13 protein-coding genes are annotated in these 16,287 nt (G+C 69.4%); 4 read left to right on the top strand and 9 right to left on the bottom strand.

Going from position 1 to position 16,287, the window contains the following annotated elements; translation table 11 throughout:
* Positions 1-181: 181 nt before the first annotated feature.
* The 4 genes from QMO76_RS08370 to QMO76_RS08355 all read right to left on the bottom strand — a co-directional run bounded on the left by QMO76_RS08370 (position 182) and on the right by QMO76_RS08355 (position 4,311).
* Positions 182-535 carry a prealbumin-like fold domain-containing protein gene (locus QMO76_RS08370; protein WP_306360603.1) on the bottom strand — a complete coding sequence of 118 codons (354 nt, stop codon included), beginning with the start codon at positions 533-535 and terminating at the stop codon, positions 182-184.
* 109 nt (positions 536-644) lie between these two features.
* The gene (locus QMO76_RS08365; protein ID WP_306360602.1) at positions 645-1,733 is read right to left on the bottom strand and encodes an ABC transporter ATP-binding protein; all 1,089 of its coding nucleotides are present in this window, start codon (positions 1,731-1,733) and stop codon (positions 645-647) included.
* Positions 1,730-3,289, bottom strand: a complete 1,560-nt coding sequence (locus QMO76_RS08360) for an iron ABC transporter permease (RefSeq protein WP_306360601.1) — start codon at positions 3,287-3,289, stop codon at positions 1,730-1,732. The genes QMO76_RS08365 and QMO76_RS08360 overlap by 4 nt, the downstream gene beginning before the upstream one ends.
* A 2-nt stretch (positions 3,290-3,291) precedes the next feature.
* Positions 3,292-4,311, bottom strand: coding sequence for an iron ABC transporter substrate-binding protein (locus QMO76_RS08355; RefSeq protein ID WP_306360600.1), 1,020 nt, complete (start codon positions 4,309-4,311; stop codon positions 3,292-3,294).
* Between the two features lie 174 nt (positions 4,312-4,485).
* On the opposite strand from QMO76_RS08355, the gene QMO76_RS08350 reads away from it, so the two are divergent.
* Complete coding sequence (locus QMO76_RS08350) at positions 4,486-5,028, top strand: MarR family winged helix-turn-helix transcriptional regulator (RefSeq protein ID WP_306360599.1); 543 nt, start codon at positions 4,486-4,488, stop codon at positions 5,026-5,028.
* 75 nt (positions 5,029-5,103) lie between these two features.
* A complete protein-coding gene (locus tag QMO76_RS08345; protein ID WP_306360598.1) occupies positions 5,104-6,153 on the top strand; it encodes a hypothetical protein in 1,050 nt (349 codons plus the stop codon).
* Between the two features lie 104 nt (positions 6,154-6,257).
* Here QMO76_RS08345 and QMO76_RS08340 read toward each other — a convergent pair whose 3' ends face one another.
* The 5 genes from QMO76_RS08340 to QMO76_RS08320 are packed head-to-tail and all read right to left on the bottom strand — an operon-like array spanning position 6,258 to position 11,692.
* Entirely contained in the window at positions 6,258-7,034 is a 777-nt protein-coding gene (locus tag QMO76_RS08340; protein ID WP_306360597.1) for an enoyl-CoA hydratase, read from the bottom strand.
* Positions 7,027-7,929 (bottom strand): 3-hydroxyisobutyrate dehydrogenase, encoded by a 903-nt coding sequence (gene mmsB, locus QMO76_RS08335; protein ID WP_306360596.1) that lies wholly within the window; start codon positions 7,927-7,929, stop codon positions 7,027-7,029. The genes QMO76_RS08340 and mmsB overlap by 8 nt, the downstream gene beginning before the upstream one ends.
* Positions 7,926-9,005: an enoyl-CoA hydratase/isomerase family protein gene (locus QMO76_RS08330; protein ID WP_306360595.1), complete on the bottom strand. Its 1,080-nt coding sequence runs from the start codon at positions 9,003-9,005 to the stop codon at positions 7,926-7,928. Before QMO76_RS08330 ends, mmsB begins: the two co-directional genes overlap by 4 nt.
* A gap of 11 nt (positions 9,006-9,016) precedes the next feature.
* Entirely contained in the window at positions 9,017-10,156 is a 1,140-nt protein-coding gene (locus QMO76_RS08325) for an acyl-CoA dehydrogenase family protein (RefSeq protein ID WP_306360594.1), read from the bottom strand.
* 3 nt (positions 10,157-10,159) lie between these two features.
* Positions 10,160-11,692: a CoA-acylating methylmalonate-semialdehyde dehydrogenase gene (locus QMO76_RS08320; protein ID WP_306360593.1), complete on the bottom strand. Its 1,533-nt coding sequence runs from the start codon at positions 11,690-11,692 to the stop codon at positions 10,160-10,162.
* A gap of 159 nt (positions 11,693-11,851) precedes the next feature.
* Here QMO76_RS08320 and icmF point away from each other — a divergent pair, with 159 nt between their 5' ends.
* Complete coding sequence (gene icmF, locus QMO76_RS08315; RefSeq protein WP_372341920.1) at positions 11,852-15,142, top strand: fused isobutyryl-CoA mutase/GTPase IcmF; 3,291 nt, start codon at positions 11,852-11,854, stop codon at positions 15,140-15,142.
* 82 nt (positions 15,143-15,224) lie between these two features.
* Positions 15,225-16,286 (top strand): amidohydrolase, encoded by a 1,062-nt coding sequence (locus QMO76_RS08310; protein WP_306360592.1) that lies wholly within the window; start codon positions 15,225-15,227, stop codon positions 16,284-16,286.
* The last annotated feature ends 1 nt before the right edge of the window (position 16,287 follow it).

Raw genomic sequence — 16,287 nt, 5'->3', positions numbered from 1 at the left:
GCACGCTGTCCTCCGGGGGCGGCTGCGCGGTCATCCAGTAGCGCGCGGCCGGTCCGCACGAAGGACACCGCGACGTGGGCGACATCCCACGCGCGGACTGTGCCCGGGGGCAGACGGGCACAGCCGAGCGCTCGGACCCGAATCCGGCCGGAGCGTTCCGGCCGAACCCGCGTTCACGCGATCAGGCGCAGCGGAAGCGGTAGTCCGCGGTCTGCACCATGCCCGGGATCACCGCGAGCTGCACGGCGGGCTCACCGTCGAGCGTGCACCCGGCGGGCGTCGAGGTGAGCTGCACCCGGTAGCAGCCGGGAGCGACACCGAAGCTCGCGGCGCCGTCCGCACCGGTGGTGACGGTCGCGAGCACCGGACCGCCCAGGCAGTCGCTCACATCCGCGGTGACGCCCTCGACCGGGAACCGATCGGCGGCGTGCACGGCGCTCACCCGCAGCGGGTTGTCGCCGGGGCCTTCGGCGGCGGCCGATACCGGAACCATGGCCAGCGCGGCCGCGGCGGTGACGATCAGCGTGGTGCGCAATGGATCTCCCTCGTGCGAGCGCGGGACCGCATCGGCGGGTCCCGCTGTTCTCGCGTCAATATAGGGGGCGCGGCGGCACCGGTCACAAATTTCGCCGCGGCCGCTCGGATTACGCGGCGGTAGCTGGCATCGTCGCGGTGGCGGCATCCGGTTCGGCGTCGAAAGCGACTGCCGTGCCGAGCACTTCGAGCCGCACCCGCTCCCCCACCACCGGAGCGCCGACACTGATCCGGCGCACCCGGATGGGCGCGGCCGCACCGTCCAGGGCGATGGTGAGCATGACGTCCGCGCCGCGGAATTCCACCGCGCGCACCGTCCCGGTGCCCGCTTCACCGTCCGCCACCACCTGCGCCACCAGCTGTTCCGGCCGTGTCATCACGATGACCGCACCGCTGGGCGCGTCCGAGCGCACGGGTACGCGGCCGAGGGCGCACCGGGCGACACCGGATTCGACCGTGCCGTCGAGCAGCACGCAGTCGCCGAGGAAGCGCGCGGTGAACAGGTCGGCGGGCGCGGCGTACACCTGTTCCGGCGAGCCCACCTGGGTGAACCGTCCGGCGCGCATGACCGCCACCTGATCGGCGAACGACAGCGCTTCCTCCTGGTCGTGGGTGACCAGAATGCTGGTCATGCCCGCGGCCCGCAGGGTGTCGGCGACCGCCTGCCGGGTGGTGGCACGCAGTCCGGTGTCAAGGGCACTGAACGGTTCGTCGAGCAGCATGACGGCGGGTTTGCGGGCCAGTGCCCGCGCCAGCGCCACCCGCTGCTGCTGACCGCCGGAGAGCTCGTGCGGGCGGCGGTCGGCATAGGCGGAGCCCAGCGACACCATGTCGAGGAGTTCGACGACCCGGTCGCGGCGGCGGCGACGGCCGGACAGCCCGCCGTTGAGCCCGTAGGCGATGTTCTGGCCGACCGTCAGATGCGGGAACAGCGCGCCGTCCTGGGCCACATAGCCGATATTGCGACGCTGGGGCGGAATCGAGAAGCCATCGCGCACAACGGTTTCCGATCCGACCGAGACGGTGCCCGCATCGGGTGACTCGAATCCGGCGATCACCCGCAGCAGAGTCGTCTTCCCGCAGCCGGAAGCGCCCACCACCGCGGTGGCGCTGCCGTCCGCGACGTCGAGGGTGATGGCGTCGAGCACCCGGGTGTGGCCGAAGGTCTTCGAGACCTGGGATACGACAAGACGACTCATACACCGGCCGCCTTCCTTGATTGGGTGAACAGCAGATAGGTGACCGGCACCGACACCAGGATCATGATCAGCGCGTACGGCGCGGCGGCCGCGTAGTCGAGCTCGCTCGACAGCGACCAGAACCGCATGGCCAGCGTCCGGGTGCCGATGGGGGCCAGCAGCAGGGTGGCGGTCAACTCGGTGGCGACGGCCACGAACACCAGAGCCGCCGAGGTGGCGGCGGCGGGGGCGGTGAGCCGCAGGGTGACGCGGAGGAAGGTGGCGGGAGCGGACTTGCCCAGTGCCCGCGAGACCTCCTCCAGCCCCACCGGCACCTGGGCGAGTCCGGCGCGCACGCTCACCAGGGCGCGCGGCAGGAACATCAGGGTGTAGGCGGCCAGCACCATGGCGGTGGTCTGGTAGACGCCGGGCAGCCAGCGAATGGTCACGGTCACCATGGCCAGGGCGATGACGATGCCCGGCAGTGAACCGGTGATGTAGTTGGCCCCCTCGATCAGCCGCGCGAACACGGTGTCCGAGCGCACCGCGATCCAGGCCACCGGGAAGGCGCACAGCGTGGTGATCACGGCGGCGGCGACCGCCAAACCGAGCGTCTGCCCCAAGGATTCGCCGATACCGGCCCAATCCCACACGGCCGCACCGCCCTTGCCGAGCCAGCGCGTGATGGTCCACAGCGGCACCCCGAGCGCGGCGACCGCGGCCGCGGCCAGTACCGCGAGCACCGGAATCGCGGTGCCGCCCAACCGGACCCGCCGCGCGGCCCGCGGCGCACCGCTGCCGATGCGGGCGTAGCGAGCCTGCCCCCGGGCCGTCGCCTCACCCGCCAGCAGCACCAGACAGCACACCACCAGCACGCTGGCCAGGCCGCTCGCGGCGGGCCCGGCGAAACTGGACTGGTACTGCTCGAAGATGGCCGTGGTGAAGGTGGCGAACCGCACCATGGCGAACGCGCCGTACTCGGCGAGCAGATGCAAGGCGATGAGCAGGCCGCCGCCCAGAACCGCCAGGCGCAACTGCGGCAGCACGATGCGGACGAAGACCGCCACCGGCCCGGAACCGAGCGCCCGCGCCGACTCCTCCACGGCCGGATCGAGTCGCCGCAATGTCGCGGCGGCCGGGAGGTACACCAGCGGGAAGTACGACAGGGTGGCGATCAGCACGCCCGCCCCGAGCCCGTGCAGCCCCGGGAACACGCTCACCCAGCCGTAGCTGTTCACGAAGGCCGGCACCGCCAGCGGCGCGGCGAACACCGGCCCCCACCAGGCGGCCCCCGGGACGTCGGTGCGCTCCAGGATCCAGGCCAGGCCGACACCCAGCACCACGCAGATCGGCACGGTGAGCAGCACCAGGCTCACCGTGTTGCGCAGCAGTTCGCCGACCCGGTCCCGGAAGATGAGCCGGGCCGTCTCGTGCAGTCCGGTGTCGAACAGGGTGTAGACGATGTAGCCGAGCGGCACGAAGGTCGCCGCCACCAGCAGCAGCGCGACGCCCGTGACGAACGGGCCGGGACGGGAGCCGCGCCCCGGCCGGTTGGCTACCGCGATCCGGACGGCCATGTCTAGAGCAGACCGGCCTCGGTCATCAGCTCGGTGACCTTCTTCGCGTTCAGCCGGCTCGGATCGATCGCCGGGGCCTGGAGCGAATCCAGTGGCGGCAGTGCGGGATTGGCGGCCACCTCGCTGGCGACCGGGTAGTTCAGGGAAGCGCCGTCGCGCAGCACCTCCTGTCCGGCACGGGAGACGATGAACCGGACGAAGCGCTGCGCCTGCTCCTGCTTGTCGCTCGACTTCAGCACGCCGCCACCGGAAATGGAGACGAACGCGCCCGGATCCTGGTTCTTGAAGTAGTGCAGCGCGGTATTGCCGCTGTTCTCCTTGGTCTTGGCCTGGTCGCGGTACCAGTAGTAGTGATAGATGACGCCGCCGTCGAACTGCCCGGCATTGACGCCCTTCATGGTGACCACATTGTTCTGCGACGGAATCGCGTTCTCCTTCATCCCCCGCAGCCAGGCGCGCGTGGCGTCCTCGCCCTTCAGTTCCAGCAGGCCGGCCACGATGGCCTGGAAGTCCGCGCCGGATACGCCCGCGCTCCAGCGGCCCTTCCACTGCGGCTGCTGGAGATCCAGCAGGGAGGCGGGCAGCTGGTCGGCGGACAGCTTGCCGGTGTCGTAGACGAAGACCGTGGCGCGGGCGGCGACTCCGGTCCACTTGCCGGTGGAGGGCCGGTAGGGCGCGGGTACGGCGTCGAGGGTCTCGGCGTCGAGATCGGCGAAGAGTCCGGCGTTCTCGACCAGGGCCATGGCCGGGGAGTTCTCGGTGAGGAAGACGTCCGCGGGTGAGGCGGCGCCCTCGGCGACGAGCTGATTGCCCAGATCGGTGTCACCGCCCTGGCGCAGGGTCACCTTGATGCCGGTCTCCGCGGTGAACGCCTCGGCCCACTCCTTGGTGAGCGCTTCGTGCTGGGCGTTGTAGACCAGAATCTCGTTGTCGTCCTCGGACGAGTTCGAGCAGCCCGAGGCCGCGACGAGCGCGAGTGCCGCGAGAGCAGCGGATAACAGTTTCCATCGGCCTGCCGTCATGACTGTCCTTTCACACCTCTGACCTGAGGTTTGGCTAACCAACCTAGCCTCTCACGGCGCGCGGCAACAGGCACCCCCGACTACGCGGCGAGTCCGGACAGCGTCGCGGCCCCCGCGGTTGTCCGCGGGGGCCGGAATCGAGCTGACAACCGACGCCCGTGCGATGATCGGTGCATGTCTCGGCCACGTCCCCTGCCGCTCGACCCCATCGAGGAGGCGCATCGCCAGTGGGCCGAGCACGGATGGGGTGACGTCGCGGACGGCATGGCGGCGGTGACGTCGCTGGTGCGGGCGCAGCAGATCGTCATGGCCAGGGTGGACGAGGCTCTGAAGCCCTCTGGCCTGACCTTTTCCCGTTACGAACTGCTCATGCTGCTGAGTTTCAGCAAGACGGGTGCGCTGCCCATGGCGGTGGCCAGCGCCCGGCTCCAGGTGCATCCGACGTCGGTGACCAATACCGTCGACCGGCTGGAGGCGGCCCACCTGGTGAAACGGGTGCCACATCCCAGCGACCGGCGGGCGACCCTGATCGAGATCACCGATGCCGGAAGGCAACTGGTGGCCGAGGCGACCGCCGCGCTGAACCGGGAGGTGTTTTCCCGACCGGGACTGTCGCCGGAACGTTTGCGGCAGCTGCTGGATTTGCTGGCAGAATTCCGACGCGCCGCCGGGGACTTCGACGCGGGCGACACGCCGACGAGATGGGCCAGCCGGTAACCTTCCAGCATCCTGATAGCCACTTTCCTGCCGCATTGTCTTGGCATCGGGCCGCAAAAGGTTCACCATTGAGCCATGGTGCTGGTCCTCGGGGTATCGGCGGGCGCTTCGGGCGCACGGGCGATGCTGACCCATTCCGACCAGCCGCATCTGCCCCCGATCGACCGGGTGCACGTGCCGCGCCGGGTCGGCGGCGCGCTGGAGGAGTCGGTTTTCGAGGCGATTCGCCTCATGCGCCAGTCGGCCGTGCGCCGCGACGAGTTCATCACCGGCATCGCCGCCACCTGCCGCAGCTCCACGGCGGCGGAGGCGGTGCGCGCCACGGCCGGGCGCAATCGCCTGACCGTGATCGACGAACCGGTCGCCCAGCTGCGCTATCTGCGTTTCACCGGCCGACTACCCGCCGAAGGGTCGGTGCTGCTCTACGACCTGGGCGCGTCCGGGCTGACGGTGACCCAGATCGACTGCCGCGCCGACGCCATCCTGGCGAGCAAGCGCAGCACGGTACTCGGCGGTGACGGGCACGACGCGCTGCTGCGCTGGCTGCTTGCCCGCAACGGGGTGGGGGTGGATCTGCCGTCCAGCCGCCGCTACAAGGAGGCGCTGGACACCGAGCGGGTGGTGACGGTGTGCGATCCCATCTCCGGGCATCGGGCGGTGATCACCCGCAGCGATTTCGCCGACCTGGTGGAGGCCGGGATCCACCATTCGGCGTCGTTCGTCCGGCAGATGATCGCCGAGACCGGGGTGCACCCCACCGCAGTGGCGCTGCTCGGCGGCTGCACCCGGACGCTGAGCATTCGCGACGAACTCCAGCAACAGCTGGACATACCGCTCATCTACGATCCGGAGCCGGAATTCGTCTCCGCCCGCGGCGCGGTGCTGCTCGCCGCCGAACGCCCCTCCGCGCGCCGGGTGCGCAGTGTCCGGTTCGCCCCGATGGCCGCCGCTATGCGCGGTACCGAGGAGCCGGTCTCCCGGCGCAAACTGCTCGCGGCCGTCGCGGTCACCGCCACCCTGGGCGGCACCATCGCGGGCGTGCTCATGATGGACCGCGGCCATCACGAGGGCGGCACCCCCGCGAGTCCGGTCGAAATGATCGGCCCACCCAAACCCGGCGGCTGAGCGCCCCCGCCCCGACACTGTCGGGGGCTGCGCCGGATACGCCTGTGTCCCGCCGTGATTCACGGCGGGACACAGGCTGTCGAGTCGAGCCGGAGGCGCTCCGCTCACTTGTGGGAGAAGTTCGCGGCGCGCTTCTCGACGAAGGCGGTCATCCCTTCCTTCTGGTCCTCGGTGGCGAAGAGCGAGTGGAACACCCGGCGCTCGAAGCGCAGTCCCTCGCCGAGGGTGGTCTCGAAGGAGCGGTCCACGGCCTCCTTGGCGATCATGACCGAGGGCAGCGACATCGAGGCGATGGTCGCGGCCACCTCGAGGGCGGTGGAGACCAGCTCGGCGGCCGGGACGATGCGGGAGACCAGGCCCGCCCGCTCGGCCTCCTCGGCGTCCATATTGCGGCCGGTGAGGATGAGGTCCATGGCCTTGGCCTTGCCGACGGCGCGGGTGAGGCGCTGCGAGCCGCCCATGCCCGGGATGACGCCCAGCTTGATCTCCGGCTGCCCGAACTTGGCGGTGTCGGCGGCGATCAGCAGGTCGCACATCATGGCCAGCTCACAGCCGCCGCCGAGGGCGTAACCCGCCACCGCCGCGACGATCGGCTTGCGGAAGGCGGTGAGCCGGTCCCAGCCCGCGAAGTGGTCGGTGAGGAACATGTCCATATAGGACTTGCTCTGCATCTCCTTGATATCCGCGCCCGCCGCGAAGGCCCGCTCCGAGCCGGTGAGCACGACCGCGCCGATCTCGTCATCGTGCTCGAGCTGGTCCAGGGCGGCGGAGATATCGGCGAGGACCTGCGAGTTCAGCGCATTGAGGGCCTTCGGCCGGTTGAGCGTGATGAGCGCGACCCGCCCCTTGCGCTCCAGCAGAATCGTCTCGAAATCAACCACGCGTGTCTTCTCCTCCGGATCGCTTGCGGATATCGGTGACGATAGCCGAGAAGTCCTTGCCCGCTTCGTCCTGGTTGAAGCGGTCGTAGATGGCGGCGGCGAGCAGACCGATCTGTCCGTCGACGCCATTGGCCTGGAGCGCGTTGGCCGCCAGGCCCAGATCCTTGTTCATCAGCGCCGTGGCGAAGCCGGGCCGGTAGTCGTTGTTGGCCGGGCTGGTCGGCACGGGTCCGGGCACCGGACAGTACGAGGTGAGCGCCCACGACTGCCCCGACGCGGTGGACACCACATCGAAGAACTTCTCGTGCGTGAGCCCCAGCTTCTCGCCGAGCACGATGGCCTCGGACAGCCCGATCATGGAGATGCCCAGCAGCATGTTGTTGCAGATCTTGGCGGCCTGGCCGACGCCCGCGCCGCCGCAGTGCACCACCTTGCCACCCATGACCTCCAGCAGCGGCAGTCCGTCGGCGAAATCCGCCGCCTCGCCGCCCACCATGAAGGTGAGCGTGCCCGCCGCGGCACCCGCGACGCCGCCGGAGACCGGGGCGTCGAGCGCCCGATGCCCCGCCGCCACGGCCTGCTCCGAGGCCGCCTTGGCGTCTGCGACATCGATGGTCGAGCAGTCGATGAACAGCGTGCCCGGTGTGGCGGCGGGCAGCACCTCGGCGTACACGTCCAGCACGATGCGGCCGTTGGGCAGCATGGTGATGACGCAATCCGCCTCGGCGGCAGCCTGTTTCGCGGTGTCGAACACTCGCGCGCCGTCGCTGCGCGCCTGCTCCCGCGCGGCGGGCACCGGATCGTAGGCCAGCACCTGGTATCCGGCCCGCACCAGGTTCGCGGCCATCGGGCCACCCATGTGGCCCAGTCCGAGGAATGCGACCAACTTGCTCATTTGCCCTCCGGTGCGGTCAATCCCAGTTCCTTGTCGCCCAATTCGGCGAAATACGCGTCCACTTCGGCCGCGGTGACATCGGCGAGGGTGGCCGGGTTCCACCGCGGATTGCGGTCCTTGTCCACCACCTGCGCGCGAATGCCCTCCACCAGGTCGTGGCTGCTCAGCGCGGCCACCGACACCCGGTACTCCTCGTTCAGCACCTCCTCGAGATGCGCGGCGGCGCGCGCGTTGCGCAGCGAGCGCAGCGTGACCTTCAGCGCCACCGGCGATTTGGTCAGCACCTCCTGGGCTGCCTCGGTGGCCTCGGGGGCGTCGTGGGCGCGCAGCCGCGCCACGATCTCCTCCACCGAGTCGGCGCTGTAGCAGGCGTCGATCCAGTCGCGCTGGGCGAGGAGTTCGGATTCCGGTGCGGCCTGGGCGAATTTGGCGATGGCGGTGTCGGCGTCGTTGTCGCGCAGGGCTTCCAGCAGTGCCGGAAGCTGATCCGAGGGCACGAAGTAGTCGGCGAAACCCGCCGCGATGGCGTCTCCGGCACGCATGCGCGCGGTGGTGAGGGCGACATGGGTGCCGATCTCGCCGGGCGCGTGCGACAGCAGGTAGGTGCCGCCCACGTCGGGGATGAAGCCGATGCCGGTCTCCGGCATGCCGATCTTGGATCGTTCGGTCACGATGCGATGGCTGGCGTGCCCGGACAGGCCGACGCCGCCGCCCATGACAATGCCGTCCATCACGGCCACGTACGGCTTCGGGTAGCGGCCGATGAGCGCGTTCAGGATGTACTCGTCGCGCCAGAACCGGCCGCTCGGCGAGTCCGCGGCCGCCGTATCACCCTGTGCCACCGTGTTGGCGGCGTCCCGGTGGATGGCGACGATATCGCCGCCCGCGCACAGCCCGCGCTCGCCCGCTCCGGTGAGCACCACGGTGCGCACCTCGTCGTCGGCGGCCCAGGCGCGCAGCGCGTCCAGAATGGCAAGCGCCATCGGATGATTCAGCGCGTTGATGGCCTTGGGCCGGTTGAGCGTGATCAGGCCGAGCCCGTCGCGCTTTTCGATCAGGACTTCCGGTTCGCCCATGCTGTTTCCTTTCACGCCGCCCCCACCACCGAGCGGGCGACGACCACCCGCATGATTTCGTTCGTACCTTCGAGAATCTGGTGCACCCGCAGATCGCGGACGATCTTCTCGACCCCGTATTCGGCCAGATAGCCGTAGCCGCCGTGCAATTGCAGCGCCTTGTTGGCCACCTCGAATCCGGCGTCGGTGGTGAACCGCTTCGCCATGGCGCACAGCTCCACCTTGTCGGGTGCGTCGGCGTCCAGGGCCGCCGCGGCCCGCCAGAGCAGGGTGCGCGACGCCTCCAGCGCGGTGCGCATGTCGGCGAGCTCGAATTGCAGCGCGGCATTGTCCAGCAGCCGTGTCCCGAAAGCCGAGCGCTGCGCCAGATATGCCACCGTCTTGTCCATGGCCGCCTGCGCACCGCCGAGCGAGCAGGCGGCGATGTTCAGCCGCCCGCCGTTGAGTCCGTTCATGGCGATCCGGAAGCCGTTGCCCTCGCCGCCGAGCAGGTTCTCGGCGGGCACCCGGGCATTGTCCAGGATGACCTGCCGGGTGGGCTGGGCGTTCCAGCCCATCTTCCTCTCGTTCGCGCCGAAGGACAGACCTGGGGTGTCGGCGGGCACGATGAAGGCCGAGATCCCGCGCGCCCCTTCGGTTCCGGTGCGGGCCATGAGCACGTACACATCGGTGCTGCCCGCGCCGGAGATGAACTGCTTGACGCCGGTGAGCAGGTAGTCGTCACCGTCGCGCACGGCCTTGGTGCCCAGGGCCGCGGCGTCGGAGCCGACGCTCGGCTCGGTGAGCGCGTAGCTGGCCAGCGCATCCATCGACGTCAGCCCCGGCAGCCAGCGATGGCGCTGCTGTTCGGTGCCGAAGCTGTCGATCATCCAGGCCGCCATATTGTGGATGGAGATGTAGGCGGCCACGGCCGGGCAGCCGGTGGAGAGCTGTTCGAAGATGCGCACGGCGTCCAGCCGCCGCAGCTGCGAACCGCCCACGTCCTCGCGGACGTAGATGCCGCCGAGGCCGAGCGACCCGGCCTTGCGCAGCACATCCAGCGGGAAGTGCTTGCGCTCGTCCCATTCCAGCGCGTTGGGTGCCAGCAGCTCGTCGGCAAAGGATCTGGCGGTCGCGGTGATCGCCTTCTCGTCGTCGTCGAGTAGGAACATGGCTCAGTCCATGGTCGGGATGACGAAGGCGTTGGCCGCGGAGCTTGCGGAGCGGCCCGAGGATGCCGCCTCCTTCTGCCCCGACGGCCAGCGCTGCGTCACCGTCTTGGTCTTGGTGTAGAAGCGGATCGAATCCGGGCCGTGCTGGTTGAGATCGCCGAAGCCGGAACGCTTCCAGCCGCCGAAGGTGTGGTACGCGATCGGCACCGGGATCGGCACGTTGATGCCGACCATGCCGACCTGCACGCGCGCGGCGAAGTCCCGGGCGGTATCGCCGTCGCGGGTGAAAATGGCGACGCCATTGCCGTATTCGTGCTCGTTGGGCAGGCGCAGCGCCTCCTCGTAGTCCGCGGCGCGCACGATCGTCAGGACCGGTCCGAAGATCTCCTCCCGGTAGATCCGCATCTCGGGGGTGACCCGATCGAACAGGGAGGCACCGGCGAAGAAGCCGTCCTCCGCGCCCTCGACCACCAGGCCGCGGCCGTCGATGACGAGTTCCGCGCCCTCGTCCACGCCGATCCGCACGTAGTCGTTCACCCGGTCCACGCCGTCGCGGCCGACCAGCGGGCCGAAGTCCGCGCCCGGATCGTCGGAGCGGCCCACATTGAGCTTGTCGATGCGCTCGACCAGCTTCTCCCGCAGGCGGTCCGCGGTCTCCTCGCCGACCGGCACCGCGACCGAGATGGCCATGCAGCGCTCACCGGCGGAGCCGTAGCCCGCGCCGATGAGCTGATCGGCCACATCGTCGAGGTCGGCGTCGGGCATGACGATGGCGTGGTTCTTGGCCCCGCCGAAGCACTGGGCGCGCTTGCCGTTGGCGGTGGCGGTCTCGTAGATGTACTGCGCGATCGGGGTGGAGCCCACGAAGCCGACGGCCTTGACGCGCTCGTCGTGCAGCAGTGCGTCCACGGCCTCCTTGTCGCCGTTGACCACGTTGAACACCCCGGCGGGAAGGCCGGCCCGCACGAAGAGTTCGGCCAGCCGCAGCGGCACCGAGGGATCGCGCTCGGAGGGCTTGAGCACGAAGGCGTTGCCGCACGCCAACGCCGGTCCGGCCTTCCACAGCGGAATCATGGCCGGGAAGTTGAACGGGGTGATGCCCGCGACCACGCCGAGCGGCTGGCGCATGGAGTACACGTCGATGCCGGTGCCCGCGCTCTCGGTGTACTCGCCCTTGAGCAGATGCGGGATGCCGGTGGCGAATTCGATCACCTCGAGGCCGCGCTGGATATCACCCTTGGCGTCGGCGATGGTCTTGCCGTGCTCGGAGGACAGCAGCGCGGCGAGGGAGTCCATCTCGTCCTGCACCAGGGTCAGGAACTTCATGAGCACGCGCGCCCGCTTCTGCGGGTTGAACGCGGCCCACTCCCGCTGCGCGGCGGCGGCGTTCGCGATGACGGCTTCCACCTCGGCCGTGGTAGCCAGGGGCACCTTGGCCTGCACCTGCCCGGTGCTCGGGTCGTACACGTCCCCGAATTTGCCGGAGGCGCCGGGGACGTGCTGCCCGCCGATGAAGTGGGTGAGTTCGCGAACCATGCCAGTCCTGTTCGTCGTAGCCGATGCGGTACATGGCGATCCTATAGTTGGACATCCAAGTATTGACTGTGGGATGGCTCACAAGACCATTCTCACCGCTCTGGCAATGTGTGCCAGATCACTCTAGAGTTGGTTTGACGTCCTACTATCTGGACACCGATGGAATCCCCCGCGGAGGATGCGATGGCCGACCTGCATGTCCCGGTCCACCCGGTGCGGTTCGTGACCGCGGCGGCACTGTTCGACGGCCACGACGCGGCCATCAACATCATGCGCAGAATCCTGCAATCGCAGGGCGCGGAGGTGGTCCACCTCGGGCACAACCGCGCGGTTAGCGAGGTCGTGGACGCGGTGCTCACCGAGGACGCGCAGGGCGTGGCCATCAGCTCCTACCAGGGCGGGCACGTCGAGTACTTCGAGTACCTGGCCGCCGCGCTGCGCGAGGCCGGGGCCGGGCACGTGCGCATCTTCGGCGGGGGCGGCGGGGTGATCGTCCCCGAGGAGATCGCGCGGCTGGCGACCGCCGGGGTGACCATCTTCTCGCCCGAGGACGGGCAGCGGCTCGGCCTGCCGGGAATGATCAACAAGCTCATCGAGGTCTGCGATGTGGACCTGGCGGAGTCGCCGGTACCGGTGGAGCGGGTGCTCGCCGGGGAGCGGGCGGCGCTGGCGCGGGCGCTCACCTGCCTGCAGCAGGATGCCCTGCCGGAGGCGGACCGGGCGGCCCTGCGCGCCGCGGCGGCCGACCGGCGGGTGCCGGTACTCGGCATCACCGGTACCGGTGGCTCCGGAAAGTCCTCCCTCACCGACGAATTGATCCGCCGCCTGCGCAGCGACCAGCAGGACAAGCTGCGGGTGGCGGTGCTGGCGGTGGACCCGACGCGGCGGCGCGGCGGCGGCGCGCTGCTCGGGGACCGCATTCGGATGAACTCGCTCGACGCGGACCACATCTACTTCCGTTCGCTGGCCACGCGTGGGGAACGGGAACTGCCCACCAATATCGACGACATGCTGATCGCCTGCAAGGCAGCGGGTTACGACCTGGTCGTCCTGGAGACGCCGGGGATCGGCCAGGGCGATGCGGAGATCGCCGAGCACGTCGATGTGTCGCTGTACGTGATGACACCGGAATTCGGCGCGGCCTCCCAGCTCGAGAAGATCGACATGCTCGATTTCGCGGATGTGGTGGCCATCAACAAGTTCGAGCGCCGCGGGGCCGCCGACGCGCTGCGCGATGTCTCGCGACAGCTGCTGCGCAATCGCGAGGAGTTCCACGCCGCGCCGGAGGACATGCCGGTGTTCGGCACCAGCGCCGCCACCTTCAACGACGACGGGGTCACCGCGCTCTATCAGCATCTGGGCGGGCTGCTCGCCGAGCGGGGCCTGCCGCTGGAGCCGGGTGTGCTGCCCCGCGTGGACATTCGCGCCTCCACCCGCTTCGCCCAGATCATTCCGCCCGCCCGGGTGCGATATCTGGCGGAGATCGCCGAGTGCGTCCGCGACTACCACGCCGAGACGGTCCGGCAGGCCGAGGCGGCGCGGCGGGTGCAGCGGCTCGAGGCGGTGCTCGGGGAGCTGGCCGACGCCGAGCATTCCGACGGCGCGGACTCCGACGGCGCGGATTCCGACAGCGAGACACCGGCGGACGCGGTCGGCGCGCTGCTGGAGCGAGCCCGCGCCGACCTCACGCCGGAGCATGCCGCGCTGCTGGCCGAGTGGCCCGCCGTGGCGGAGTCGTACCGGGGTGACGAGCAGGTCGTGCGGGTGCGGGACCGGGAGATCCGGACCGTGCTCACCCGGGAGACCCTGTCGGGCAACAAGATTCCCCGGGTGGCGCTGCCGCGCTACACCGATCACGGTGAGCTGCTGCGCTTCCTGCGCTCGGAGCATCTGCCGGGACGCTTCCCCTTCACCGCGGGCGTCTTCCTGTTCAAGCGCGACGGGGAGGATCCGGCGCGCATGTTCGCCGGTGAGGGCGACGCCTTCCGCACCAATCGGCGATTCAAGGTGCTCTCGGAACATTCCGAGGCCAAACGGCTTTCGACCGCCTTCGATTCGGTGACGCTGTACGGCCACGATCCGGCCGAGCGGCCCGACGTGTACGGCAAGGTCGGCACCTCGGGCGTCTCCATCGCGACGCTGGACGATATGAAGGCGCTCTACGACGGCTTCGATCTGGACGCGCCGACCACCTCGGTCTCCATGACCATCAACGGTCCCGCGCCGACCATTCTCGCCTACTTCCTCAATACCGCCGTCGACCAGGCGCTGGCGGAATTCTCGGCCGCCGAGGGACGCGAGCCCACAGCCGACGAGGCGGCGCGGCTGCGCGCCGAGACGCTGGCCACCGTGCGCGGCACCGTGCAGGCCGACATCCTCAAGGAGGATCAGGGCCAGAACACCTGCATCTTCTCCACCGAGTTCAGTCTGCGCATGATGGCCGACATCCAGGAATGGTTCGTGCGCAACAAGGTTCGCAATTTCTACTCGGTGTCCATCTCCGGCTATCACATCGCCGAGGCGGGCGCGAACCCGATCAGCCAGCTCGCATTCACCCTCGCCAATGGATTCACCTATGTGGAGGCGTATCTGGCGCGCGGCATGCATATCGACGACTTCGCGCCGAATCTGTCGTTCTTCTTCTCCAATGGCATGGACGCCGAGTACTCGGTGATCGGCCGAGTGGCACGGCGCATCTGGGCGATCGCCATGCGGGACCGGTACGGAGCCAACGAGCGCTCACAGAAGCTCAAGTACCACGTCCAGACCTCCGGACGGTCGCTGCACGCGCAGGAGATGAGCTTCAACGACATTCGCACCACCCTGCAGGCGCTCATCGCCGTCTACGACAACTGCAACAGCCTGCACACCAATGCCTACGACGAGGCGGTCACCACCCCCACCCAGGAGTCGGTGCGGCGCGCCCTGGCGATCCAGCTGATCATCAACCGGGAATGGGGTCTCGCCATGAACGAGAACCCGCTGCAGGGCAGCTTCGTCATCGACGAGCTCACCGATCTCGTGGAGGAGGCGGTGCTGCTGGAGTTCGAGCGGATCAGCGAACGCGGCGGCGTGCTGGGCGCCATGGAGACCGGCTACCAGCGCGGCCGCATCCAGGACGAATCCATGCTGTACGAGCGGCGCAAACACGACGGCAGCCTGCCCCTCATCGGCGTCAACACCTTCCGCAATCCGCAGCCGGACGAGCACCGGGTGCTCGAGCTGGCGCGCGGCACGGAGGAGGAGAAGCAGTCGCAGCTGCGCCGGGTGCGCGAATTCACCCGGAGCCACCGCGACGAGGCGCATACCGCGCTGGCGCGGCTGGAGGCGGCGGCGCGCGGTGACGACAATGTCTTCGAGGTATTGATGGACGCCGCGCGGGTGTGCACGCTGCAACAGATCACCGACACCTTCTTCACCGTGGGGGGCCAGTACCGCCGCAACGTCTGATTCGGCTGCCCGACCGTCTGGGAAATGGGACAATCCGCATCGAAGCGACCAGTACGGAAGGGACATCATGGACCTGACTGGAATGACTGTCGTCGATGCGCACATCCACCAGTGGGATCCGCTGACCACGCCCCGGGAATTCAGCGTCTTCGCGAAACTCTTTCGCTACCTGCCGATTCCCATCGACACAGCCGCCAGACTGGCACCGAGACGGGACCGGGAATTCGTCGCCGACCCCGAGCCGTTCGTCCATCCGTACCTACCCGCCGACTATCGCGACGACGCCGGGGACGTCCCCGTCGAGGCGATCGTCCACGTCGAGGCGGAATGGTCCGGCAAGGGCGGGCTGGCCCCCGCCAACGAGACCCGCTGGGTGGCCAGCCTGCCGTTCGGCGTCGACACCCCGGCCCTCGGCGCGATCGTCGGCGGGGGCGATCCCACCGCGGCCGCCTTCGCCGAACTGCTCGACGCCCACCAGTCGGCCTCGCCGCTGTTCCGGGGCATCCGCACCCGCGTCGAACACCATCCCGACCGCGGCGTCCGCGGCCACCGCAAGCCGCCGGGCGTGCTCACCAGCGCCGCCTTCCTCGACGGCTTCGCGGTGCTGGCCGAGCGCAAGCTCTCCTTCGAGGCGTGGGTGTACTCCCAGCAGCTCCCGGAGGTCACCGCGCTGGCCCGGCGCTATCCGGACGCCACCATCGTGCTGAACCATCTGGGCACGCCCGCGGGCATTTTCGGGCCGGTGGGCCGCGACACCGGAAAGGATCCGGGGCGCCGCCGCGAGCTGTTCCTGCGCTGGCGCGACGATCTCGCGGCGCTGGCAACCCATCCGAACGTGGTAGCCAAGATCAGCGGCCTGGGTATGCCCATCCTCGGCCACCCGGTGCCCGCCCGGGGCGAATCCACACCGGTCGCGGTGCTACAGGAGCGGCTGTCCCCCATGCTGCACCACGCCCTGGACGTCTTCGGGGCGGACCGGCTGCTGTGGGGCTCCAATTTCCCGGTGGACAAACCGATCACCTCGATCGGCAATGCCGCCGAGGCCATCGCCACCGCACTCACCGAGCACGGTTGCGACGCGGCCGCATTGGACATGGTCTTCCACACCAATGCCGAGCGCGTCTACCGCATCGACGTGCTCTGAG

Source organism: Nocardia sp. CC227C (assembly GCF_030767025.1).
Lineage (GTDB): Bacteria > Actinomycetota > Actinomycetes > Mycobacteriales > Mycobacteriaceae > Nocardia.
The sequence above is the reverse complement of the archived record's forward strand: the minus strand, read 5'-3'. Positions and strand labels throughout refer to the sequence as shown.